We start from the raw sequence: 22,013 nt of genomic DNA on the forward strand, positions 1-22,013 counted from the left end.
CTGCGGGTTCAATGGTTTGTGAGAAGGATTCCACTTTCGGCCGACAAGGGAACCGGCGGGGTGTTTTCAACGTCTAATAAGGTTTCGGGATTTTCAACGCAGCGCGCGGAGGTTGCCGTCGAGGCGGCGGGTGATGCCGTGGGCGTCGAGAAGCTCGAGCAGCGGAATCGCCACGCGGCGGGTCGTGTCCCACACGCGGCGCGCCTGCGAGGCGGTGAAGGGCGAGTCGAGGTCGCGCAACAGCTCCGCGGCGCGGGCGGTGCCGCCATAGACGACGAGGTCGTCCGGGCGCTCCGCAACCTCTGGGTCGAGGTTGTTCTGCAGCCTACGCAGCGGGGCCTCAGTCTGCCAAGACTTCGCGGTGCTGTCAGTGCCTCGCGGGGCACGGACCTCGCGCGCGCCTTCAGACCCGGCCCCCGCCCCGCGGTTGCGCGACCTGCGGCCGGTCGCGAGGTCCATCTCTACGTCCACGTAGCCCGCGGCGTCGACGAGGGCGTCGACGGCCTCCGGCGCGAGTGCCGCGCGCCCTACGTTGGTGTGCACCACCACGCCCGTCGCGTTGAGCACCGGCGTCATAGAGGCGACACCCTTGCCAACCAGTGCGAGGAAGTAAGACTCGGCGGCGTGGGGTGGGATAAGGTGGCGTCGACAAGCGTCTTGCGTTGTGCGCGCGAGGGACTTGAGCGCGTGCGCGGCGAGCGGCGTGTCCTGCGCCAACGCCAGCAGCGCGTCGGTGCGGGGGATGTGGCGGCGCGTGTCGGTCAAGCTCGTGTCCTCCTCGAAAAGCGTGGCGGAGACGGACAGGAATCGAACCTGCCAGGTCGAGCTGCTCGGCCTCACCAGTTTTGAAGACTGGGGCGCCCACCAGGACACGTACGCCTCCGCGCAAAACGCTACCATAGGCCACATGAGCACCACGAACCCCAAGATTCGCCTCACCCAATTCGCCGCCGGCGGCGGCTGCGCCTGCAAGATCCCGCCCGGCGAGCTGGAAGACGCCGTCAAGGGCCTCGTCGGCGTGCACGACCCCAGCGTGATCGTCGGCCTGGACGACGGCGATGACGCCTCCGCGATCCGCGTGCGCGACGACCTTGCCGTCATTTCCACCGCCGACTTCTTCACCCCCGTCGTGGACGACGCGTACACCTGGGGAAAGATCGCCGCGGTCAACGCGCTTTCCGACGTCTACGCCATGGGTGGCACCCCCATCACCGCCATCAACCTGCTTGGCTGGCCGCGCGACGTCCTGCCACAGGAGCTCATCCGCGAGGTCCTCCACGGCGGGCTCGACGGCGCCAGCGCGGCCGGCATCTCCGTCACCGGTGGGCACTCCATCTCCGCACCCGAGCCGATCTACGGCATGTCCGCCACCGGCACGATCGACCCCGCGCGCCTTATGCGCAACGACGCCGCCGCCCCCGGTCTGCCCATCACGCTGACCAAGCCGATCGGCTCCGGCCTGCTGAACAACCGCCACAAGGCCACCGGCGAGTGGTTCGACGAGGCCATCGAGGTCATGACCACGCTCAACCGCGACGCCTCCCGCGCCGCCGTCGACGCCGGTGTGCGCGCCGCTACCGACGTCACCGGCTTTGGCCTACTCGGCCACCTGTACAAGATGGCGCGCGCCTCCGGCGTCGACGCGGTCATCGACCACACGAAGGTGCCGCTTATCGACGGCGCGCGTGACACCCTCGCGCAAGGCTTCGTCCCGGGTGGTTCGCAGCGCAACTTGGACTGGGTGCGCCCGCACGTTGATGCGGATGGGGTCAACGAAGAGGAATTGCTCCTGCTCGCCGACGCGCAGACCTCCGGCGGCCTCCTGGTCATCGGCGAGGTGCCCGGCTACCCCATCATCGGCGAAACCACCGGGGGCACCGGGCGCGTGCGCGTGCGCTAGCTAGGACGCGGTGGTGATGGAGTCGCCGACCTGTCCCGCCTCCTGCCGGGCGCGCAACCTGGCGCGCTGCGGCTCCACCACGTACTTCGGGTCCTCGGTGGAGCGCTTCCCCGCGGCGATGATGCCGCAACGGGCTGTCTCTTATACCCCTCGCGATGTGTATAAGAGACAGGGCTGCGCCTCCGGGGTACTGCCGTCCGCGTGGCTGTCCGGTGGCGCGCTGGTGGTCGCCGGGCTGGTGCTGGCGAGGGCCCCGTGGCCGTCGGCAAGCTATGCGGGCGCTACGCTCCTGCCGGTTGTGGGGTGCTTCGCGGTGGCGTGCCTGGCGTGGCCGGACCGCGACGAGTAGCCAGCGCCGCGCGCATCACCCGCGCGCCGGGCACCTCCACGAGCTCGTAGGAGACGTAGCCCACGGCCAGGCTCGCGGCCGCCGTCACGGCCAGGACCAGCCAGAAGTGTCCGCCGAAGACGGGCACCCCGAGCACCGGAAACACCAGGTCCAGCACCGCCATGTGCCACAGGAACACGGAGTATGACCAGCGCCCGGCCAACATCGCGGGCCGCGTAGACAGCAGCGTCCCACCCTCCCTCGGCCCGAGCGCGTAGGGCGCGACGTACAGGGCGGCGAAGAGCGCGCCGAGCAGGACGCGCACGTTGAACTCGGCCGGCGTGGGGTGGGTCAGCCCCTCCGGTCCGACGACCCCGGCGAACCACGCCACCGGCATGGCCAGCAGCGGGAACGGCCATCGCGGGCCGCGGTAGCGCAGGCCGACGCGCTCCAGTTCCGCGCAGACGAGCCCGACCGCGAACCAGGGCGCGTACGACGGCGGCCAGATCTGCAGGTTGACCACCTCCGGGTTGGAGAGCGGCTGGATGAGCCACGGCCAGGCCAGCCCCGCCACCACCGCCGCGGCGAGCACCCTCCTGCGCGCCCGCCCGCCGCGCGCCAGGTACAGCGGCAGGACCAGGTAAAACGCTACCTCCACACACAGCGACCACATCTGGGTCAGCCCCGCGATCAGCCCATCGGGCACGTAGATCTGCAGCATGAGCAGGTTCGCGACCGCCTGGCCCACGCCCACCCCGCTTAAGGCGGGCAACGCGAGCAGGGCCACCACCACGCACACCACGTACGCGGGCGCGATGCGCGCCGCTCGGCGCGCGAGGTACCCGGGCCGCGGCCCGCGCCGGGCGAGGACGAACGCGGACAGGGCGTAAAACACGGCGACGAAGTAGTCGAAGCGCGCGAGCAGTGGCGAGTGGTTCGCGGTTTGGAAGGCAACGTGCGTGGTCAGGATCCCGAGGGCGGCGACGGCGCGCAGGCCCTCGAGTTCCGGCAGTAGGTTAGAGTTTCGAGTGTGGTTTTCGGTGAGCTTTTCGATGTGGACATTGTAAAGAAGCGCAAACTTGCGTGGGCGGCGGGCATCGCCGTCGGCGCGCTGGCGTTCAACATTGCATCGCCGATCGTCATCGCACACCAGCGCACCATGCCCACCGGCACGTACGCGATGACCTTTGACGGCCCCGACGGCGAGCACTTCACCCGCACGACGACGTTGGAGAAGTCCACGGCCACTGACCCCACAACGGGCAAGGACAAGGACATCTACACGCTCTCCACCGAGCAGACGGGCCCGAACGCGTTTACTGATTCCTTCCAGATCAACCGCACCACCGCCTTCCCGGAGAAGGACCGCCAGGGCCTCGGCGCCTACCTGCCGTACCGCCCGGAGCGCCGCTCGTACCCCTACTTTGACCCCGGCGCGCAGGCCACGGTCCCGCTGGACTACCTCGGCCCGGGCTCCGTCGGCGGCCTGGACACGTACCAGTACCGCGCCACGCTGCCCGACGGCACCCAGCGCACGGTCAATGCGGAGCGGCGCACGGGCACGCTTGTCGACGAAACCTGGTCCCTCCCCTCCGGCGTCTGGGCGCTCAATGACGCCTCCAAGTCCGCGGCGGTGGACCGCGCCCGCAGCGAAACGACGTGGCTGCGCGCGCTGCAGATCATGGCGCTGGTGACCCGGTTCGTCGCCGCAATTGCAATCGTGTGGGCGTTGGTGCTCCTTGCGCGCCGCCGCTAAGTACCTGCTGCCCGCCTACGGCACCCTGCTGGTACTGGGCCTGACCTGGCCGTTTTTCCTGCCGGGCGGTGCGTTCGCGCTGCGCGACATGATGGTGCTGCCCGACATGGCGCTCACCCGCGCCTCGCTCGGCTTCGGCGACCTGCCCGCGCGCAACGTGCCACAGGACGCGCTGCTGGGCCTCGTCCCGTTCCCGGTCCTGCTCGTGCGCGTGCTCGTCATCGGCGCGGCCGCCGCCGCGGCCGTTGCCGGCCACCGCCTGGGCACCCACCCGCTGGGCAAGGCGGCGGCGATGACGGTGGCGGTGTGGAACCCGCTGGTCATCGAGCGTCTGCTGCAGGGCCAGTGGTCGCTGGCCGTCGCCGCGTGGCTCATTCCCCTGGTCGCGCTGGGTGGAAGGGCGGGTCCGGTGGCGCAGTGGGTCGCCTCGCTTACTCCCACCGGGGCGATTTCCGCCGCCTGCTTTGTGCGCGACCGCGTGGGCGTGGTTGTTGCGGTGCTGGCGTGTGCGCCGTGGGTGGTGGCGGGTGCGCTCGCCGCTGGTGGCGGGATCGCGACTGCAGCAAGCGCTGCCGCGTTCGCGCCGCGCGCCGAGCAGTACGTGGGCACCCTCGGCGCGCTCATGGGACTGGGCGGCATCTGGAACGGGGCGGCGGTCCCGGCTTCGCGCGAGGTCGGCTTTGCCCTGTTCGGCATCCCGCTGTTCGTGCTGCTCGGGCTGGGGTGGCGTGCGGTTCCGCGCCGCTGGCTGGCGCTGGCCGGGGCAGGGTTTGCGGTCGCGCTCGCGTCCTGGGCGGGGCTGACCGAACCCGTGGTCACGCACGTGCCCGGCGGCGGGCTGCTGCGCGACGCGCAGAAGTGGCTCGTCCTGGCCATTCCGGCGTTCGTCTCGGCGGCGGGGGCGCTCACCCCGCGTCGCGCCGCAGCCGCGCTCGCGTGTGCGCTGTTGCAGGTGCCGGACGGTGCGGTGGGCGTCGAAAAGCTGCGCCCCGCCGCTGTCGAGTGCCCGGCGGTGGCGGCCGCGGGCCGAGATGTGTATTTCGCTGAGCGTGCGCCGCTGACGCTCGTGCGCGGTGAGCCGACGGTGGATCCGGCGCCGAAGTGCATGAATGTCGTGGAGTCCGGGGCTTTGCTTGTCGACGCCACCCTGGTCGATCCCCCATCGCCACGGTGGGTCGCCGCGCGCGAGGCTGTGTCGGAGGAGCCGGTGGATTTGGCGCGTTTGCGCGAGCTCGGGGTGGGGCTGGTGGTGTACCCGGACGGCCGCGCGGTGGACACGGGCGCGCCCCCGCGCGGGCTGCCGCCGGTGGGGATTGCGCTTTTCGCGGGTTACTTGGCGGCGCTGGCCTACGCGGTAGCTGCGGGGAGGTGCTCGCGCAGCTCGGCGGCGAAGGTCTCGGGGTCCGGCACGGACACGGCGTAGTCGCCATCTGTGGTGTTGATGCGTACTGTCGGGCCACCGACGGAGTAGCATTCAGCTCCGTCGACCTTCCGTGGGCCGCTTAAGTGCGGTGGGGAGAACATCCAAGACCACAGGCTCGGTTGCGGGCCTGCCTCTTCGACGCCGGTGATCCGATCCAGCGGGATCGCGGTTTCTCGGCCTGCAAGGCGCAGCTGCAGGGCGGAGCTACCTCCGCGGTCGTCAACGCAGACGTGCAGCGTGATGCGCGAGTAAAGGAAGGCGTAGGCGGCAAAGCATCCCAGAAGGATCCAGCTGAACGGGTCGGAGCGGAATCCACCGACCATCGGCACCACCAGTACCGTGGCGACAAGAATGACGGCCAAGGGCACACCGTTTACCCTGCGGTCTCGTTCCAGGTTTGTCATGTCACAAGCGTAACAGTGTTCACGCGTATTTTTATTCACGCATATATGGATCACTGAAATTTCGTAGGCAAACCCGCTTACCAGCGTATATTCCGTTTTTAGTTGGCCCACTCCAATAAATGAGCAGACCCAATCATTGAAATCCTTGCATGATTAAACCCGCGCCACTAAAGTTAACCGCAGATGAACAAAAGGTTACGTACCCGGTAGTCCGGGGGAACTACCCCAAGACACAGCAAAGGAGACCCTCATGAAGGACATCAACAACATCGACTTTTCTATTATCCGCGAGCGCGCACTGCGCAACATCCGCGAAGACCTCATCGCCGAGTGGTCCGACCGCTTCGACGCCGAGGAGATCGGGCTCGCCTTCGATTCCATCCTCAAGGCGCACCGCGATGGCGCGACCTTAGACCACTTCATCCCGGTCCTGGTCGAGGCTGAGATGAGCGCGCGCCTGCGCTCCGGCAACTTGTGGCCCGCCACTGCTGCGTAAACGTCGCAGACACAGGCGTCGCGTACGCGAGCCGCAAGCACAGCACAACCGCAGCCCCCTCCCCGCACAATGAACTAGCCCCCGAAAGTTGGACTGGTTTAATTCTAAGCGGTTAGGGGTTCAAGGGTCTGATTCCGATATTGCATCGGGGTCAGGCCCTTGAGTCGTTGTTGGATGCGTTCGGTGTTGTACCACCCGATGTACTCATCGATCGCCTGGTTGAACTCTGCGACGGTGTCGAAGACTTCACCGTGGTACATCTCTGTCTTCAAGTGTCCAAAGAAGTTCTCCATGACCGCGTTGTCGTAGCAGTTGGCTTTACGCGACATCGACTGCACACCACCGTTGTCGCCGATCAGGTCACGCCAGGAGGCATGCTGGTACTGGAAGCCTTGATCGGTGTGCATCATCCACCCGGGTTCAGGCGCACACGCCGCGATCGCCTTGGATAAAGAATCGGCGGTAAAGGCTGTCGACGGCGATGTGGCCACGGTGTGAGCGACGATGGAGCGGTCGAACAAGTCCATCACCGGTGACAAATACACCTTGCGGCCTTGGACCCTGAACTCGGTGACGTCGCTGACAAAGACGGTGTTTGGCTTATCCGGGGTGAACTTGCGGTCGAGTGTGTTGTCGGCGATGTGGCTGATCGTCCCAGCGTAGGAAACATAAGGCCTGCGTTGGCGGACCTTGGCTCGCAGCCCCATCTCGCGCATGAGTTTGTAGACGAGCTTGTGGTTGACCACCCAGCCCTGGTTACGCAGATCGAGTAGTACTCGCCGGTAGCCGTAGCGATGCTTGTTACGTTCGAAGCTTTCCCGAATCGCATCTTTAAGCGCGGCGTGCTTATCCGGTTGGCTGAGTCGTTTCTGGTGGTAGAAGAATGTCGACCGTGGGATACCAGCTGCCTCTAGGAGGTATTCCAAGCGGTGGTGCGACTTGAGAATGACGATCGCCTGGACTTTCAGGCGCGTCCCTGATTCCTCAAGTCCCGCAATTTTTTTAGATAAGCGTTTTCCGCTTCCAACCGCGCGATCTGACGGCGCAGCTGCTCTTCCTCGCTAAGCCGCTTCGGGACGGCCGAGCCTCTGGGCCTGCCTTTCGGCTTCGGTTTTAGTGCCTCATCGCCACCTTTGCGCCATTTCCACACCCAGTCTTTGACGAGTTGGTCTGACGACAGGCCAAACTCATGGGCAAGATCCATTCTTGTCTCGCCAGCAAGGTGGCGTTGGACAACTTCCTTTTTGATCTCGAACGAGTACTGCTGCTTTGTCGGTTTCTCCACAAGACATAGCCTGCCATGCAGCTGAAACCGACGGTACAACGTACGGACGGCGTATTTGGAGACACCCAGAGCATTGGCAGCGGCTATAGAGCCCATGCCTTGCTCGAAAAGCTCAACCAACTGCTCGCGCTGCCGCTCACTTAGCGAACTTCGTGCTCTCAAAGAAAACTACTCCCCACTAGTCGGTAACTGATTTCTCAGTCCAACTAATGGGGAGCAGTTCACAACGCGGGCCGGGGGCTGCGGTTTTTGCTATACTGTCCTGCTACATGCTGTCGGTAGCGGGAACCCCGGGCCGCGGCGTGCGTCTTAGCGAACACTCACCCGCGCCAGCCCGGGTAAGGCTGGAGACTCTGATCAGGCCCTTTGCCGCACGGCCACCCCTTGCATTGTGACGCGGCCTGCATCGAGCACACGAGCACTCCCCACCAGGGAACGCACAGATAACTGAGTATTACCGCAGTGTTGGAAGACGCACTCCCGCCACACCCGGGACCCGTGAGGGTTGGGATACGGGGACGCATACGTAAAAAGGAAAGGGGCCACCATGTTGCTTGCAGAGGCACTCGCACAACGCGCCGAGGCGCAGCACCGCCTAGACGAGCTGCGCTCCCGCCTGGTTGAGCAGGCGCGCGTGCAGGAGGGCGACGAGCCCGCCGAGGACCCAGCTGAGCTGCTCAAAGAGGCAGCGCACGTGCTGGAACAGATTGAGGTGTTGGTGCGCCGCATCAACCACACCAACTCGGTCACGCCTTTCGAGGGCGACGCCACGCTGACCGACGCAATCGCGCGCCGCGACGCGCTGGTCCGCGCGGGCCGCTTCTACTCCGCGGTCGCGGACTCGGCGACGGCGCGGATCGACCGCTACTCGCGTTCCGAGGTGCGCTACGTGCCCACCGTGGATGCGGCCGCACTGCGCAAGATGTCCGACGGCGCTGCCAAGGAGTACCGCCAACTGGATACGAAGATCCAGCAGCTGAACTGGGCCACTGAGCTGCGGTAACTAGCGCTTGGCGCCAACCACGCTGCGCAGCACCGCGGCGAACTTCTCTCCCGTTGCTACCCACGAGTACTTCTCCGCCCGCGCCTGGGCGGCGGCGCCGAGGCGGCGGCGCAGTGGGGCGTCGACAAGCAACTGCTCCACTGCCTGCACAAACTCGGCCTTTGTATCGACGAGCTGGCCGGTTTCGCCGTCGATGATGGAGTCGTTGACGCCGCCGGCGCCGCGGTAGCCGACCGTCGGCACGCCGTGCTGCGCGGCCTCAATGACTGCGATACCCCACCCTTCCTTCGCGCTCGGCATGAGGTGCAGCGCCGCGCGCGAGAGGATCGCGTGCTTATACGCGTCGTTGACATGCCCGTGGAAGCGGATCTCCGCCCGCCCCGCCGCGTACTCGCGCAGTTTATCCTCCCACCAACCGGAACCGAGGATGTCCAGCACCACGTCCTCGTGCCCAGCCACCGCGTCGATCGCGTGCTCGATGCGCTTGTGCGGCACGAGCCGCGACAAGGTGACCACGTGCACCTTGCCGTCGTCGGGCACCACGGGCAGCTCGTCCGGGATCGGATCCACGCCGTTTTCCACAATCGCGATGTCGCGCTCGCGCACGCCGAGCGCCACCAAATCGCTTTTCGACGCCTCACTCACCGTCACATACCGCACACCCCGATACACCCGCGGCGCCACCTTGGACTCCAAAAACCAGCCCAGCCTCCCGATGACCGGGCCCGCCACCGGCCACTGATCCTTATGGCAGTGGTGCGTGAGCAGCACGACCGGGCGGCGCGTGAACAGGCGCGCGAAGAACGGGATCCCGTTTTGCGTATCCACGATCACGTCCGGCCGGTTGCGCCAAATCGACAGCGGTGCCAGCACGTACACGCCGTACTTACCGCCGGCGCGCTCGAAGCGGATGCCGGCACGAGTGCTGCGCCGCGGCGCATCGGTGTGGCTCGAGGTCCGGAAAATGACCTCGTGGCCCTGCGTCGCGAGGTACTCGCCAACGCGTTCCAGGTAGCGTTCGCTGCCGCCACCCTGCGGGTGGGTGGAGTCGCGCCAGCACATCAGCAGTATCTTCATTGCTATGTACCGTACCCGCCGCCTCGCCACCCTGGCACGTTCGCTGCGCCTTCTGCGCTCGTTTGCCTACGAGCAGTTCCGCCCCGCCGTGTTCTACACCGGCCTGGCGCGCGACACCCGCATGCTTCTCGACGCCCTGTGGCAGGACACCACCGCCCCCAGCCAAACCGGCCTCACCGGACGTGCTGTGTTGGACGTCGGCGGCGGGCCCGGCTACTTCGCCGACGTCTTTGCGGACACCTTCTACGTCGGGATGGAGCCGGACGTCTCCGAGCTTTCCGCCGCGGGGCTTACCGGCTTCGGCGCGGTGCGCGGCGACGGGGCACACTTGCCCTTCGCCGACGGCTCATTCGACCTCGTGTACTCCTCCAACGTGGCCGAACACATCCCCAACTGGCGAGCTATGGGCGAGGAAATGCTGCGCGTGGTCAAACCCGGCGGCCTGGTCGTACTGTCTTACACCGTGTGGCTAGGCCCCTTCGGCGGCCACGAGACTGGGTTGTGGGAGCACTACATCGGCGGAGGGTTCGCACGCCGACGCTACGAGCGGAAGCATGGGAAACCGCCCAAGAACGTGTGGGGCACCTCCCTGTTCGCGGTCTCGGCCCGCGAAGGGCTCAAGTGGGCGGAATCAACCGGCCGCTTGCTCACCGCCTTCCCGCGCTACCACCCGCATTGGGCGTGGTGGCTTTCGCGCGTGCCCGTCCTCCGAGAGTTCGCGGTTTCGAACCTGGTGCTTGTGCTGCGCGGATAGGCTCGCCAGATTCCATTGCTTTTACGGGGTGCGTGATAGATACTTACCCCGAGGCGGCCGACAGTAGCAGCCCGTATCGATGAGCCCCCTGAAAGAGAAGGACCGCAATGCAACTCCCATCCCAACTTCAAGCTGCAATGAAGCAGATTCCTTTCACCCCACACACGGTGGGAGCGCTTCTAGCCAGCGTGATTGCCCTGATTTCCCTCGTGACAGCTATCGCAGTTGGGGAATCTTCCTCGAAAGCACCAACCGTCGAGCCCCGCGGCGAGAAGTCTGTGATCCAGGTCGTCACGGTGGATGGAAAGACAGCAGGTGTATGCGCACTCGGAGGCCTGCGCCAGGAGAAAGTGCACTACACCGACAAGAATTCCGTCTACTACTGGGAGCTCAAGCCCGGCGAAGAACGCATTGACGCATCATGCCCCAGTGTTAGTGCCCTTTCCTCCGGTAAAAAGCGTTTGGAAGGCCACGCGATAGTAAAGAGCTTCGACGCACCGCAAGTTGTCAAAATTACTGTGCAATAGCGTCGGGCAGTCAGTCACGATCAGACTCCTCTGATAATGTCGCGTGCCCTGTAGTCAGTCTCGGGGTCACCAATGCGTTACCCGATACTCACTCAAGCGCCTCCGGAAAGTCACGACGCTGCCACCAAATAGCCGGTCGTGAAGCGTCCTGGGTTTATTTCCTACCTAGTCTTGAACGGCACGAGCTAGTTGTACGTTCTCGTAGTAAGCAGAATGCGATTTAACTTCCTCGCTCACGTCGTGATTAACCGCGAAACTAGCGTCCAAGCCCTCAAAACCGATCGCTTTCCTACCGCCCATCGCGGCAGGGTATAGGTACCCGAGGACCCGGTCACTGTGGGAATGGTAGTTGTGGACGACGCCGGTTAGGAATTCACCAGCAGAATCCCACCTCGTATCTTGACCAATGGCCGCGCCCAGAAGATGCACGGCTTCAACCCGGACCTCGTTTTCAGTTCCGGCAGCGCCCGCAAGTGCAGTAGCGAGGTTTAGCATGACGCGGCCACCCAAGCTATGCCCTACGAGTACCACGGACTCTAGGTTGGAGCGCTGGATAATTGCGGCGAGAGCTAGGGCAGTCTTATTTGCACGGTTAACTGCAACCGTCCATGGGTTCTTGACCAGATCCACAACACCTAGCGCCAGACCGGCAGGCGTTGCCTTCTTAGCCAGCTTCGTTCCGGCATGTTTGACCATCCCCTTCAGCACGCCACCTCCGACGAGGCCAACACCTGGGGAAAGAAAACCAGCAAGCTCCAGAATTTCCTTGCTGCCCCACGTCACGAGGTAAATCGGGGAATCAGGGTACGCGGCTTCAACCGATTTAACTTCCGTCCGCCAATCTAGCTTCTTCTCAGTGGTAAAACCACGCGCAATGAGAACGGGCGTGCCGCTCCCCTTGCGGACGCACTGAATATCAAAGGAGTCATCCTCGCCAACATAAGAGTTAAGCGCCTTAATTCCGTAGGCGGAGCCAAGCAGTCCACCAGCAGCAGTAACGACCAGGCTTCCTCCTGCCATCCCCAACCCGCCCGAGGCCAAAGAGCCGAAGCCGAGCGCTGCTAGGCCAGCATTGTGGGCAGCAGCGCCAGATAACCCAAGAATCGTGGTTCCATAAGCGCTGCCTACCATCGGTGCAGCAACCCATCCACCGGCAACTCCGAGAACTAGGGCGACGGCGCCAACAGCAGCAAACTTGGCTGCGCGACCAACATTGGTTGCCTTGAATTCGCGCAGCTCACGCCACTGAGTGAGGTCATCAATGCGATGCTCGAGGCTCTCAAAGTCCGGAACCTGATGAAGGTGTTCTGCGCACACGGCTGGCAAAGCCACCAAGCCTAGGCCAGCAGCGGCGAAGTTATTGCACTGGGGTACGGTACAGTGGGACGTCGCCGAGCCGCAGCTTTCGCATACATACAGCGATTTAGACTTGGACTTCCTGTGGGTGGATTTGGTCAAGCAACGAGAGCACCAGCCTTCTTCGGTGTCGTCGCTTAGCGTGTCCATGAGCTCGGCCAAAGTCGTGGCCAACTTTGCGGAAGCAATAGCTTGCTCCCTAAGTTCTTGGACCTCACCTTCTTGACGCTTGACTGCGCGCTTTACTGCCTTAGCGGCGAAGTCTCTTTGATCATCTGGGCTAATAAATTCGTTATTGAAATTGAAGTCTTCCTGCACCGCAGCCACGACAGACGGAAGTTGTGCTTCCACATCATCCGATTCCTTCTGCCCCACCGCGGCAAGCCACAGCGCATTTACGATAGCCGTCGATTCAGTTAGCTCCGGATCGCCCTCTACCTCCGGCGACTGAATATCACCGCGCTGCACAACGCGCACAAACCGACCAAGATTGGAACGCAGCTCGCAGGAAAAGGCGCCATCCTCCTCAGAGCTGAACGAAATTGCGGCAGACTCAATGGAGTTCTTCTTGGCCATGGCGGATAGCCTTTCAGTCAAGGAATAAGAATTGTGTTGATTTTATGTCAGCAACTGCCAATTTAGCGGCCGGATATTAGTTAGCAAATGCAACCGTGCGAAGAGTTGTGTAAACAAGTTGGGGCTACTGCCTGGCACGCGGCTTGCATCGACATATTTTGCGCCAAGATTCGGTCTTCCACGAGACGAACCACGCGGTCCTTCGCATCCTGGTCAAATTTTCTCGTCATATTCCAGCTTTTCCCATCTACTCAAACGGAACAAAACCTGGGGCGCTTCAGCCGCAAGGCATGCAATCAAGAGTCAACGCCCGGCTGAGATCATCGAGGCAATTCACCCTGTTGCTAACGGCAACGTGACAACCGCAAAAACAAAACTCTGAGGGGACAACCAACCGCCAGATCGCAACGTGGCTCACCTACGCAGAAATCACCATCAAGAAGAAAGTCTCCGCCTTCCTGCGAGAGCACGGGATACAGCACAGAACGGGGCTCACAACACTCGCCGCAAAATTCGCATGACGAAAGGCCCGCCAGTTCACATTCAAACAGGCGGGCCTTTTGGGTCAGCAGGCTAGCTGCGCGCTGCCTTCACGCGCTCAGCAAGCTGATCGAGCTGGTCGAACAGTTCCTGCGGTACGCGGGAGCCAAGGCCCTCGAGGTACTCGCGGCCGTCTGCCACGTCGTGAGCCCACAGCTCCGGATCCGGGTAGAGCGCCTCCTTGACATCCTCGGCCGGGGTGTCCAGGCCGGTCAGGTCCAGGTCCTCCACCCGTGCGGTGTGGCCAACCGGGGTCTCCTCGGCCCCGACCTTGCCCTCGATGCGCTCCACGACCCACTTGAGCACGCGGGAGTTCTCGCCGAAGCCCGGCCACAGGAAGCGACCGTCCTCGCCGCGACGGAACCAGTTGACCAAGAAGATGGACGGCAGACGGTCACCGCCGCGCTCGCCCATGTCCAGCCAGTTCTGGAAGTAGTCGCCCACGTTGTAGCCGATGAACGGCAGCATGGCCATCGGGTCGTGGCGCAGGGAGCCGACCTTCGCCTCCACAGAGGCAGCGGTCTGGCCGGAGGAGAGCATCGCGCCGATGAGGGTACCGTGCTCCCAGCTCAGTGCCTGGGTGACCAGCGGGACGGTGTCCGGGCGACGGCCACCGAACAGGATTGCGTCCAGCTTCACACCACGCCAGTCGTCGAACTCCGGCGCAGCGGTCGGGCACTGCTTGATCGGTACGCAGTAGCGGGAGTTCGGGTGCGCCGCCTTCTCGGCGGAGTCCGGGGTCCAGTCGTTGCCACGCCAGTCGATGAGGTGGGCCGGCGGTTCGCCGTCCATATCCTCCCACCAGACATCGCCGTCATCGGTCAGCGCGACGTTGGTGAACAGGGTGTTGCCCGGCTCCATGGAGCGCATCGCGTTCGGGTTGGACTTGTAGTTCGTGCCCGGCGCAACGCCGAAGAAACCGTTCTCCGGGTTCACGGCGTACAGGCCGTCCTCCTTGAGGTGCAGCCACGCAATGTCGTCGCCCACGACCTCGGAGGTCCAGCCCTCCAGCGTCGGGGTGAGCATGGCCAGGTTGGTCTTACCGCACGCCGACGGGAACGCCGCAGCGACGTGGTAGTTCTTGCCCTCCGGGCTGGTGAGCTTGAGAATGAGCATGTGCTCGGCCATCCAGCCCTCCTCCTTGGCCATCACGGAAGCGATGCGCAGCGCGTAGCACTTCTTGGCCAGGATGGCGTTGCCGCCGTAGCCGGAACCGTAGGACCAGATCTCCTTGGTCTCAGGGAACTGGGAGATGTACTTGGTGTCGTTGCACGGCCACGCAACGTCCTCTTGGCCCGGCTTGAGCGGAGCGCCGACGGAGTGGAGGCAGTGGACGAACTTGTCGCCCTCAATCTTGTCCAGGGCCTCCTGACCCATGCGGGTCATGATGCGCATGGACATGACCACGTAGGCGGAGTCGGTGAGCTGGACGCCGAGCTTCGGATCCGGATCACTAATCGGGCCCATGCAGAAGGGCACCACGTACATGGTGCGGCCCTTCATGGAACCGGAGAAGTGCTCGAGCATTTCCTCCTTCAGCGCGGCCGGCTTCATCCAGTTGTTGGTCGGGCCGGCGCCCTCCTCTTCCTCCGTAGAGATAAAGGTGCGGGACTCCACGCGGGCAACGTCGGAGGGGTTGGAGCGAGCCAGGAAGGAGTTCGGGCGCTTCTCCTCGTTCAGCTTGAGCAGGGTGCCCTTCTCTACCAGCTCTGCGGCCAGGCGGTCCCACTCCTCCTGGGAACCGTCGGCGAAGACCACTTTGTCGGGCTGGAACAGCTCGACCGACTCGTTTACCCAGGCAATAAGTGCTTCATTGTCCGTCGGAGCCGTACCCTCCAAACGGTTCACTGCAGTGGTCATGTGCTCTCCTTCATAGTTCACGTCCGCTTTGCGTCCCCGCACAAATCCTCGGGATTTCCAGCGTATCTGAATCGCGGGCGCGCCGGATAGAATCCACGTTTTCCCAGGTAGAACGCTACACCCTGAAGTGACGCACACCATACATTCGCGTGCGGATTTGGGGCCACCACCTCCCCATTTGGGGGTATACGTCCGCCGTAAAACAAGCCCGAAACAGCGCGGCACACTGGGCAAACGGGGGACCGCGCGGGGGTCAAACGGACACCGTTGCCCGACCTGCGTGGCGCCTCCCCCTGGAATGGGGTGGCAAGGGGGCGTCGATAAGCGCACGAAAGCCCCTCACAAACTTGCGTCACTGCACGTCATGTGGACAATAAACACAATGAATAACGCTGATTTTTCCCAAACTCCCCGCGAGGGGACTGGCGAGCTGCCCGCCGGGCGCCCGCTGCAAACTGACTTTGGCACCGGGCTGGACTACCCGCGGCTCGGCTCGGTGACCTTCCGCCGCGGCACGCTCACGGAGAACCAGGAGGCCCTATTCAACGAGCACTGGCCGCGCCTCGGCCGCGTGCTCACGAACGAGACGGACGGGCACATTGACGTGGACGAGTGGTTCGGGCGCGCGGGCCACCCCACGATTGTGGAGATCGGCTCGGGCACCGGCACCTCCACCGCCGCGATGGCGCCGCTCGAGGCGGACACCAACGTGATCGCGGTGGAGCTGTACAAACCCGGCTTGGCCAAGCTGCTCGGCGCGGTCGTGCGCGGCGGGATTGAGAACGTCCGCATGGTGCGCGGCGACGGCGTGGAGGTGCTGGCGCGCATGTTCCCGGAAGCCTCGCTCGACGGCGTACGCGTCTTCTTTCCAGACCCGTGGCCCAAGGCGCGCCACCACAAGCGGCGCATCATCCAATCGGGCACGCTCAACCTGATCGCCACCCGCCTCAAGCCCGGCGGGGTGCTGCACGTGGCCACCGACCACGCCGACTACGCCGAGTGGATCGACGAGCTGGTGGATGTGGAGCCGCTGCTGGAGTACAAGGGTTGGCCGTGGCCGGACGCCCCGCTGCTGACGGACCGCCAGGTGATTACTAAGTTTGAGGGCAAGGGCCTGAACAAGGACCACGTGATCCGCGAGTACCTCTGGGAGAGGAAGTAACCAATGGTTCTGCAGGACAAGACGCACCCGTACACCGAGGGCGCACCGGCCGGGCCGGAGTCCTACCTGCTGGTGTGGGACGCGCCGAACCTGGACATGGGGCTCGGCGCCATCCTGGGCAGCCGCCCCACCGCCGCCTACCGTCCCCGCTTCGACGCGATCGGCCGCTGGCTGGTCGGCGAGGCGGACGAGCGCTCCGCGGAGACCGGCACGCAGGTCGAGCCCGAAGCCACCGTGTTTACCAACGTCTCCCCCGGCAACACCGAGGCGGTGCGCCCCTGGGTGGAGGCGCTGCGCAACGTCGGCTTCGCCGTCTTTGCCAAGCCGAAGGTGGACGAGGATTCGGACGTGGACCAGGACATGCTGGACCACATCGAGCGCCGCTACGAAGAGGGCGTCCTGCGCGGCCTCGTGGTCGCGTCCGCGGACGGGCAGAACTTCCAGGAGCGCATCGAGGAGCTCGCCGCCGAGGGCATCCCGGTGCAGGTGCTCGGCTTCCACGAGCATGCCTCGTGGGCCGTGAACTCTGACGCGGTGGACTTTGTGGACCTGGAAGACATTCCGGGTGTGTTCCGCGAGCCGCTGCCGCGCGTCAACCTGGACCACCTGCCGGACGGCGGCGCCTGGATGCAGCCGTTCCGCCCGCTGTCGGCGCTGCTGCACAACCGCGACTAAGGAGGCCTCCCTCGTGTTTTACAGGTGGGGCCGCGTCGCCTTCCGCCACCGCCGGGTCATCCCGCTGGTGGTCATTGCCATCATCCTGGTGATGCAGGTCCTCTTCGGCGCCAAGCTGGGCGACCGCCTCTCGCAGGAGGGCTGGGAAGACCCCGGCGCCGAATCCACGGCCGCCGCACAGATCGAGCAGGACACGTTCGGCCGCGACAACGCCGGCGATGTCATCGTGCTCGTCTCGGCCCCCGGCGGCGTGCAGGACAAGGCGCTTATCGACGCCGCGAATTCCCAAATCTCTGCCCTCCAGGACAATCACCCGGAGCAGATCGACCACGTCACCAGCTACTTTGCCAAGCCGAACCAGCAGCAGGTGACCGCGGACGGCACCCAAGCGTTCGCCGCAATCGGGCTGAAAGGTGATGGGGAGCAGACGCTCAAGGACTTCCGCGCGATCGAGCCGGACCTGCGCGCCATCGAGCTGCCCGGCGACGCGACCGTGCAAATCGCGGGCGCGACCGCCGTGGCCGACGCACTGGACGACGGCATGGCCAACGACATCGCCCGTGCTGAGAAGGTCGGCCTCATCTTCGTGGCCATCATCCTGCTCTTCGTCTTCGGCGGCGTGGTGGCGGCGGCGATGCCGCTGATCGTGGGCATCCTGTCCATCCTTGGTTCCCTGTCGCTGCTGTCCGTCCTGGCGCAGTTCCAGCAGGTCAACATCTTCTCCCAGTCCGTGATTACGCTGCTGGGCCTGGGCCTGGCCATTGACTACGGCCTGTTCATGGTTTCCCGCTTCCGCGAGGAGCTCGACCGCGGCCTGGAGGTGGAAGAGGCGGTGGCGGTGACCACCACGACGGCGGGCAAGACCGTGTTCTTCTCCGCGCTCATGGTGGGCGTGGCGCTTTCCGGCCTGCTCATGTTCCCGCAGGCCTTCCTCAAGTCCGTGGCCTACGGCGCGATCAGCGCGGTCGTCCTTGCCGCGGTGATTTCGGTGGCGGTGCTGCCCGCGCTGTTCAGCATGCTGGGCAAGCGTATCGACATGTGGTCGGTGCGCCGCACCAGCCGCACGGCCCGTCGCCTGGAGGATACGGTCTGGTACCGCATCCCGGCGTGGGCCATGCGCAATTCCAAGAAGGTGGTCGTGGGCATCACCGCCCTGCTGTTCCTCATCACCGCCCCGATGGTGGGCATCACCTTCGGCGGCATCAACGAGTCCTACCTGCCGCCCACACAGGAAACGCGCCAGGCGCAGGACGAGTTCAACGAGGCGTTCCCCACCTTCCGCACCGACCCGGTGAAGCTGGTGGTCACCGGGGCGTCGAACGAGCAGCTGGGCAACATTGTCATGCAGACGCGCCAGGTCTCCGGCCTGGCCTCGCCGCTGAAGCCCTCGCACCCCACCCAGGACGGCACCACGATCCTCTCCGCCCCGCTGGCAGACCGCAACGGCGGCCAGGAGGTCGTGGACCAGCTGCGTGACCTGGACGTCCCGGACGGCGTGCAGACGTACGTCTCCGGCACACCGGCGATGGAGGTCGAGTCCATCGAGGCGCTCCTCCACCGCTTGCCGTGGATGGCGCTGTACATGGTGCTCGCCACCTTCCTGCTCATGGCGCTGCTCTTCGGCTCGATCATCCTGCCCGCCAAGGCCGTGATCATGAACGTGCTGGGCATCGGTGCCACGCTGGGCTTCCTCACCGCCGTCTTCGTCGGCGGCCACGGCGCGAGCCTGCTCAACTTCACCCCTGGCCCGCTGATGAGCCCGGTGCTCGTGCTTATTGTGGCGATCCTCTACGGACTGTCCACGGACTACGAGGTCTTCCTGGTCTCTCGCATGGTGGAGGCCCGCCACAACGGCGCGCCCACGGACCGCGCAATCAAGGACGGTACCGCGCACACCGGCGGCATCATCACCGCCGCCGCGGCCATCATGATCGTCGTCGCCGCCGCCTTCGCCATGAGCGACATCGTGATGATGAAGTACATCGCCTTCGGCATGATCTTCTCGTTGGCGCTCGACGCCACGATTATCCGCCTCCTGCTCGTCCCCGCGGTGATGCACCTGCTGCGCGAGGACAACTGGTGGGCGCCCCGCTGCATCAAGCGCGCCTACGCCTCCCTCGGTGAAGGCGGCGAGAGCAGCGCGGGCACTGCGGGCAGCCAGCGCGCGCCTGCCGCCCCCGCGCTGCCCGCCGACGACCCGGAGACCCACCCGGGCCGCGCCGGCGTCTCGGTGGACGAGAACCACGAACTCGTCCCGTTCCGCGAGCTCATGCGCCAGCTGGAGGAGCGCAAGGCCCTTGAGTACACCCAAAAGCGTGAGCTCGAGCGGTAGCCGCGCGCAGGTGATGCGGTGGGTGCGCTGGCTCGCGCCCGTCGCCCTGCTCGCACTCCTCGTCACCGCGTTCTGGGAGGAGCTCGACTTCCTCGCGGACTCGTGGCGGGCTCTGCGCCGCGCCGTCACTCACGCGCCCGGCCCGATCGCCGGTGCCGTCGTCGCCGCGTTCGGCGCGATTGTCGCCATGGCCGCGGTGATGAAGATCCTGCTCAACGTCGACGCCAAGCGCACGGACATGGCGCGCACCACGGCGCTCACACTCGGCTCCAACGCCTGGTCCACCACCCTGCCCGGCGGCCCCGCGCTCTCCGCGTGGTTGACCTACCGCGTCCAACGCTCCTGGGGCGCGTCCCCCGGCCTGTGCGGCTGGTTCTTCGTTATCTCCGGCGCGCTTTCCACGGTGTGGATGGCGCTGATCGGGCTCGCCGCCGTCCTCTTCCTCGGCGCCGACCTGTCCGCGGCTACCTTGTGCACGTCGATCGTGCTCACCGTCCTCGTCATCGTCGCCATGTTCTGGGCCACCCGCCACCCGGCACTGCTGACCCGCTGGACCCGCTTCCTCCCCGGCTCCGTGCGCGGCAAGGTCGCCGACGTGATCACGCAGGTCTCCCAGATCCGCATGACCGCCGGCCAGTTCTTCTCCTCCGCGTTTTGCTCCCTGTGCAACCGGCTCTTGGACGTCGTGGTCTTCTACTTCTGCGTCTGGTCCGTCGTCGGCGACGCGCCCGGACTCCACGCGGAGCTCAACCGGGCGAGCCTCATGGGGGTCACGCTCGCGTTCATCATGACCAAGCTCGCCGGCGCCGCCCAGGTCACCCCGGGAGGGGTCGGCACCGTCGAGGCCGCCGCTGCCGCCTCGCTCGTCGCAGCGGGCATGACGCTTATCGACGCCACCGCCGCCACCCTCATCTACCGCATCATCTCCTTCGTACTCATCACCGCGATCGGCTGGGGCGTCCACATTGTCTGTTACGCCGGGCGCGGCTACATGCTGGGCGCGCCGCGCGACTAGGCGCGCTCCCCCGCCGCGCGAAGTCCAGACGATGGGTCTATTGTTCGATACATGAGCGTATCTGATGGTCTCGCAAGGTCCCTCGCTGGCGTGCGCAGCGTCGACGGAGAACGAGTCACTCCAGTGGGCTGGCATGCGCACAGCCAGGGCGTGGAGACCCTGCTGGCGAGCTTCCGGCAGGTCCCCGCGGGTGAGCGCGTCCGCCTGGCCAAGCGCACGTCGAATTTGTTTCGCAAGCGCGTCGAGCCCGGCGCTGGCCTCGATGTCAGCGGCCTCGGCGGGGTCATCGCCATCGACCCGGTTGCTAAAACCGCGGATGTCCAGGGGATGTGCACGTACGAGCAGCTTGTCGACGCCACCCTGCCCTTCCACCTCGCGCCCCTGGTCATCCCCCAGCTGAAGACCATCACACTCGGCGGCGCCGTCTCCGGCATGGGTGTGGAGTCCACCAGCTTCCGCAACGGCCTGCCACACGAGTCTGTCATCGAGATGGACGTGCTCACCGGCACTGGCGACATTGTGCGCTGCTCACGCGAGGAGAACGTGGACCTCTTCCGCGCCTTCCCCAACTCGTACGGCTCCCTCGGCTACGCGGTGCGCCTGAAGATCGAGCTGGAGTACGTCGCGCCATACGTGGAGCTGCAGCACGCACGCTTCCACTCCCTGCGTGACTTCCAGGAAGCGCTCAGCGCCGTCTCCGCCTCCGGATCGTGGGACGGCCGCACGGTGCACGGGCTTGACGGCGTAGCCTTCTCCCCGGAAGAGCAGTACCTGGTGCTCGCCTTCCAGGCCGACGACGCCCCGGGCACCTCCGACTACACGCGCGACGCGATCTTTTACCGCTCCCTGCAGCACCCCGAGGGCATCACGCACGACTTCCTCACGATCCGCGACTACATCTGGCGCTGGGACACCGACTGGTTCTGGTGCTCGCGCGCCTTTGGCACGCAGCGCCCGAAGGTGCGCCGGTTCTGGCCCCGCGAGCTTAGACGCAGCGCCTTCTACTGGAAGTTGGTCGGGCTGGACAAAAAGTACGATCTGGAATACCGCTTCCTCAAAAAGCCCAAGAACCTGCCGCGCACCGAGCGCGTCGTGCAAGACATCGAGGTCACCGACGCACATGTCGCCGAGTTCCTCGACTGGTTCTTCCAAGCCAGCGAGATCGAGCCCATCTGGCTCTGCCCCATCAGGTTGCGCAGCGACTCGGCTGCGCTCTCACAGCTTGGTCTGCCTGAGCACGCCCCGTGGCCGCTCTACCCGCTCGAACCGGGCACAACCTGGGTCAACGTCGGGTTCTGGTCGGGTGTGCCCGCCGACCACGTCTCGCCCGCCCAGGAGCCGGGCGCCTTTAACAAGGTGATCGAGCGCAAAGTAAGCGAGCTGGGCGGCCACAAGTCGCTCTACTCCGAGGCCTTCTACGACCGGCCCGAGTTCGAACGCCTCTACGGCGGCGACCTGCCAGAGCGGATGAAGGCCACGTACGACCCGGACCGACGCTTCCCGGGCCTGTTTGAAAAAACTGTCAACAACGCATAGCGCACACC

General features: G+C 65.1%; 21 protein-coding genes and 1 tRNA gene. 14 read left to right on the forward strand and 8 right to left on the reverse strand.

Features of this window, described 5'->3' with window-relative positions:
- Nucleotides 1-93: 93 nt before the first annotated feature.
- Nucleotides 94-765: a SelB C-terminal domain-containing protein gene (locus CKJ84_RS05905; protein ID WP_095546223.1), complete on the reverse strand. Its 672-nt coding sequence runs from the start codon at nt 763-765 to the stop codon at nt 94-96.
- Between the two features lie 23 nt (nt 766-788).
- Nucleotides 789-883 (reverse strand) — tRNA-Sec (locus CKJ84_RS05910).
- A gap of 24 nt (nt 884-907) precedes the next feature.
- Here CKJ84_RS05910 and selD point away from each other — a divergent pair.
- Together selD and CKJ84_RS12045 are read left to right on the forward strand one after the other, a co-directional pair.
- A complete protein-coding gene (selD, locus tag CKJ84_RS05915; RefSeq protein ID WP_095546224.1) occupies nt 908-1,900 on the forward strand; it encodes a selenide, water dikinase SelD in 993 nt (330 codons plus the stop codon).
- Nucleotides 1,901-1,916: 16 nt separating this feature from the next.
- Nucleotides 1,917-2,249, forward strand: coding sequence for a hypothetical protein (locus CKJ84_RS12045; RefSeq protein ID WP_143340320.1), 333 nt, complete (start codon nt 1,917-1,919; stop codon nt 2,247-2,249).
- Here the strand turns inward: CKJ84_RS12045 and CKJ84_RS05920 are convergent.
- Complete coding sequence (locus CKJ84_RS05920; RefSeq protein ID WP_198949256.1) at nt 2,182-3,282, reverse strand: acyltransferase; 1,101 nt, start codon at nt 3,280-3,282, stop codon at nt 2,182-2,184. The genes CKJ84_RS12045 and CKJ84_RS05920 overlap by 68 nt on opposite strands.
- On the opposite strand from CKJ84_RS05920, the gene CKJ84_RS05925 reads away from it, so the two are divergent.
- Nucleotides 3,259-3,984 carry a porin PorA family protein gene (locus CKJ84_RS05925; protein ID WP_233125515.1) on the forward strand — a complete coding sequence of 242 codons (726 nt, stop codon included), beginning with the start codon at nt 3,259-3,261 and terminating at the stop codon, nt 3,982-3,984. The genes CKJ84_RS05920 and CKJ84_RS05925 overlap by 24 nt on opposite strands.
- Nucleotides 3,968-5,407: a hypothetical protein gene (locus CKJ84_RS05930; RefSeq protein WP_198949244.1), complete on the forward strand. Its 1,440-nt coding sequence runs from the start codon at nt 3,968-3,970 to the stop codon at nt 5,405-5,407. The genes CKJ84_RS05925 and CKJ84_RS05930 overlap by 17 nt, the downstream gene beginning before the upstream one ends.
- Here CKJ84_RS05930 and CKJ84_RS05935 read toward each other — a convergent pair.
- The gene (locus CKJ84_RS05935; protein WP_143340321.1) at nt 5,332-5,811 is read right to left on the reverse strand and encodes a hypothetical protein; all 480 of its coding nucleotides are present in this window, start codon (nt 5,809-5,811) and stop codon (nt 5,332-5,334) included. The two genes, CKJ84_RS05930 and CKJ84_RS05935, sit on opposite strands and share 76 nt — an antisense overlap.
- A 250-nt stretch (nt 5,812-6,061) precedes the next feature.
- Here CKJ84_RS05935 and CKJ84_RS05940 point away from each other — a divergent pair, with 250 nt between their 5' ends.
- Complete coding sequence (locus CKJ84_RS05940; RefSeq protein WP_095546227.1) at nt 6,062-6,307, forward strand: three-helix bundle dimerization domain-containing protein; 246 nt, start codon at nt 6,062-6,064, stop codon at nt 6,305-6,307.
- A gap of 104 nt (nt 6,308-6,411) precedes the next feature.
- On the opposite strand, the gene CKJ84_RS05945 is transcribed toward CKJ84_RS05940, so the two are convergent.
- Nucleotides 6,412-7,661, reverse strand: a protein-coding gene (locus CKJ84_RS05945; protein WP_369801163.1) for an IS3 family transposase whose coding sequence is annotated in 2 segments (ribosomal slippage) — nt 6,412-7,313 and nt 7,313-7,661 — 1,251 coding nt in all. Because the reading frame shifts where the segments join, the coding sequence is not laid out codon by codon here.
- On the opposite strand from CKJ84_RS05945, the gene CKJ84_RS12605 reads away from it, so the two are divergent.
- Nucleotides 7,608-7,736 (forward strand): hypothetical protein, encoded by a 129-nt coding sequence (locus CKJ84_RS12605; RefSeq protein ID WP_255407227.1) that lies wholly within the window; start codon nt 7,608-7,610, stop codon nt 7,734-7,736. The genes CKJ84_RS05945 and CKJ84_RS12605 overlap by 54 nt on opposite strands.
- A gap of 403 nt (nt 7,737-8,139) precedes the next feature.
- Complete coding sequence (locus CKJ84_RS05950) at nt 8,140-8,595, forward strand: DIP1984 family protein (protein ID WP_095537473.1); 456 nt, start codon at nt 8,140-8,142, stop codon at nt 8,593-8,595.
- Here the strand turns inward: CKJ84_RS05950 and CKJ84_RS05955 are convergent, their stop codons facing one another.
- Complete coding sequence (locus CKJ84_RS05955) at nt 8,596-9,672, reverse strand: glycosyltransferase family 4 protein (RefSeq protein WP_095546228.1); 1,077 nt, start codon at nt 9,670-9,672, stop codon at nt 8,596-8,598. It abuts the gene before it with no gap.
- A gap of 4 nt (nt 9,673-9,676) precedes the next feature.
- Between CKJ84_RS05955 and CKJ84_RS05960 the strand changes: the two genes are divergently transcribed.
- Nucleotides 9,677-10,426 carry a class I SAM-dependent methyltransferase gene (locus CKJ84_RS05960; protein WP_095546229.1) on the forward strand — a complete coding sequence of 250 codons (750 nt, stop codon included), beginning with the start codon at nt 9,677-9,679 and terminating at the stop codon, nt 10,424-10,426.
- Nucleotides 10,427-10,533: 107 nt separating this feature from the next.
- On the forward strand, nt 10,534-10,953 hold the full coding sequence (locus tag CKJ84_RS05965; RefSeq protein ID WP_133064877.1) for a hypothetical protein: 420 nt from the start codon (nt 10,534-10,536) through the stop codon (nt 10,951-10,953).
- A 165-nt stretch (nt 10,954-11,118) separates the two neighbouring features.
- Here CKJ84_RS05965 and CKJ84_RS05970 read toward each other — a convergent pair whose 3' ends face one another.
- Together CKJ84_RS05970 and CKJ84_RS05975 are read right to left on the reverse strand one after the other, a co-directional pair.
- A complete protein-coding gene (locus CKJ84_RS05970; RefSeq protein ID WP_095546231.1) occupies nt 11,119-12,885 on the reverse strand; it encodes a DUF726 domain-containing protein in 1,767 nt (588 codons plus the stop codon).
- Between the two features lie 573 nt (nt 12,886-13,458).
- Entirely contained in the window at nt 13,459-15,285 is a 1,827-nt protein-coding gene (locus CKJ84_RS05975; RefSeq protein WP_095546232.1) for a phosphoenolpyruvate carboxykinase (GTP), read from the reverse strand.
- A gap of 382 nt (nt 15,286-15,667) precedes the next feature.
- Here CKJ84_RS05975 and trmB point away from each other — a divergent pair, with 382 nt between their 5' ends.
- Genes trmB through CKJ84_RS06000 form a run of 5 tightly spaced genes read left to right on the forward strand, consistent with a single transcriptional unit; the run spans nt 15,668 to nt 22,005 of the window.
- A complete protein-coding gene (gene trmB / locus CKJ84_RS05980) occupies nt 15,668-16,447 on the forward strand; it encodes a tRNA (guanosine(46)-N7)-methyltransferase TrmB (RefSeq protein WP_095536024.1) in 780 nt (259 codons plus the stop codon).
- Nucleotides 16,448-16,450: 3 nt separating this feature from the next.
- A complete protein-coding gene (locus CKJ84_RS05985; protein WP_095275712.1) occupies nt 16,451-17,122 on the forward strand; it encodes an NYN domain-containing protein in 672 nt (223 codons plus the stop codon).
- Between the two features lie 13 nt (nt 17,123-17,135).
- Nucleotides 17,136-19,454: an MMPL family transporter gene (locus CKJ84_RS05990; protein ID WP_095546233.1), complete on the forward strand. Its 2,319-nt coding sequence runs from the start codon at nt 17,136-17,138 to the stop codon at nt 19,452-19,454.
- Nucleotides 19,438-20,469: a YbhN family protein gene (locus CKJ84_RS05995; RefSeq protein WP_233125516.1), complete on the forward strand. Its 1,032-nt coding sequence runs from the start codon at nt 19,438-19,440 to the stop codon at nt 20,467-20,469. The genes CKJ84_RS05990 and CKJ84_RS05995 overlap by 17 nt, the downstream gene beginning before the upstream one ends.
- A 51-nt stretch (nt 20,470-20,520) precedes the next feature.
- A complete protein-coding gene (locus CKJ84_RS06000; protein ID WP_095546234.1) occupies nt 20,521-22,005 on the forward strand; it encodes an FAD-binding oxidoreductase in 1,485 nt (494 codons plus the stop codon).
- Nucleotides 22,006-22,013 lie beyond the last annotated feature (8 nt).

The sequence above is a fragment of the Corynebacterium sp. NML 120412 genome (assembly GCF_002285155.1).
Taxonomy (GTDB): Bacteria; Actinomycetota; Actinomycetes; order Mycobacteriales; family Mycobacteriaceae; genus Corynebacterium; species Corynebacterium gottingense.

Excerpts from the sequence above, each read along its gene's own strand:
- CKJ84_RS05935 (WP_143340321.1), bottom strand. The coding sequence starts at position 5,811 with ATGACAAACCTGGAACGAGACCGCAGGGTAAACGGTGTGCCCTTGGCC.
- CKJ84_RS05970 (WP_095546231.1), bottom strand. The coding sequence starts at position 12,885 with ATGGCCAAGAAGAACTCCATTGAGTCTGCCGCAATTTCGTTCAGCTCT.
- CKJ84_RS05940 (WP_095546227.1), top strand. The coding sequence starts at position 6,062 with ATGAAGGACATCAACAACATCGACTTTTCTATTATCCGCGAGCGCGCA.
- selD (WP_095546224.1), top strand. The coding sequence starts at position 908 with ATGAGCACCACGAACCCCAAGATTCGCCTCACCCAATTCGCCGCCGGC.
- CKJ84_RS05960 (WP_095546229.1), top strand. The coding sequence starts at position 9,677 with ATGTACCGTACCCGCCGCCTCGCCACCCTGGCACGTTCGCTGCGCCTT.
- CKJ84_RS12045 (WP_143340320.1), top strand. The coding sequence starts at position 1,917 with ATGGAGTCGCCGACCTGTCCCGCCTCCTGCCGGGCGCGCAACCTGGCG.
- CKJ84_RS05955 (WP_095546228.1), bottom strand. The coding sequence starts at position 9,672 with ATGAAGATACTGCTGATGTGCTGGCGCGACTCCACCCACCCGCAGGGT.
- CKJ84_RS05985 (WP_095275712.1), top strand. The coding sequence starts at position 16,451 with ATGGTTCTGCAGGACAAGACGCACCCGTACACCGAGGGCGCACCGGCC.
- CKJ84_RS12605 (WP_255407227.1), top strand. The coding sequence starts at position 7,608 with ATGCAGCTGAAACCGACGGTACAACGTACGGACGGCGTATTTGGAGAC.
- CKJ84_RS05965 (WP_133064877.1), top strand. The coding sequence starts at position 10,534 with ATGCAACTCCCATCCCAACTTCAAGCTGCAATGAAGCAGATTCCTTTC.
- trmB (WP_095536024.1), top strand. The coding sequence starts at position 15,668 with ATGAATAACGCTGATTTTTCCCAAACTCCCCGCGAGGGGACTGGCGAG.
- CKJ84_RS05950 (WP_095537473.1), top strand. The coding sequence starts at position 8,140 with ATGTTGCTTGCAGAGGCACTCGCACAACGCGCCGAGGCGCAGCACCGC.
- CKJ84_RS05975 (WP_095546232.1), bottom strand. The coding sequence starts at position 15,285 with ATGACCACTGCAGTGAACCGTTTGGAGGGTACGGCTCCGACGGACAAT.
- CKJ84_RS06000 (WP_095546234.1), top strand. The coding sequence starts at position 20,521 with ATGAGCGTATCTGATGGTCTCGCAAGGTCCCTCGCTGGCGTGCGCAGC.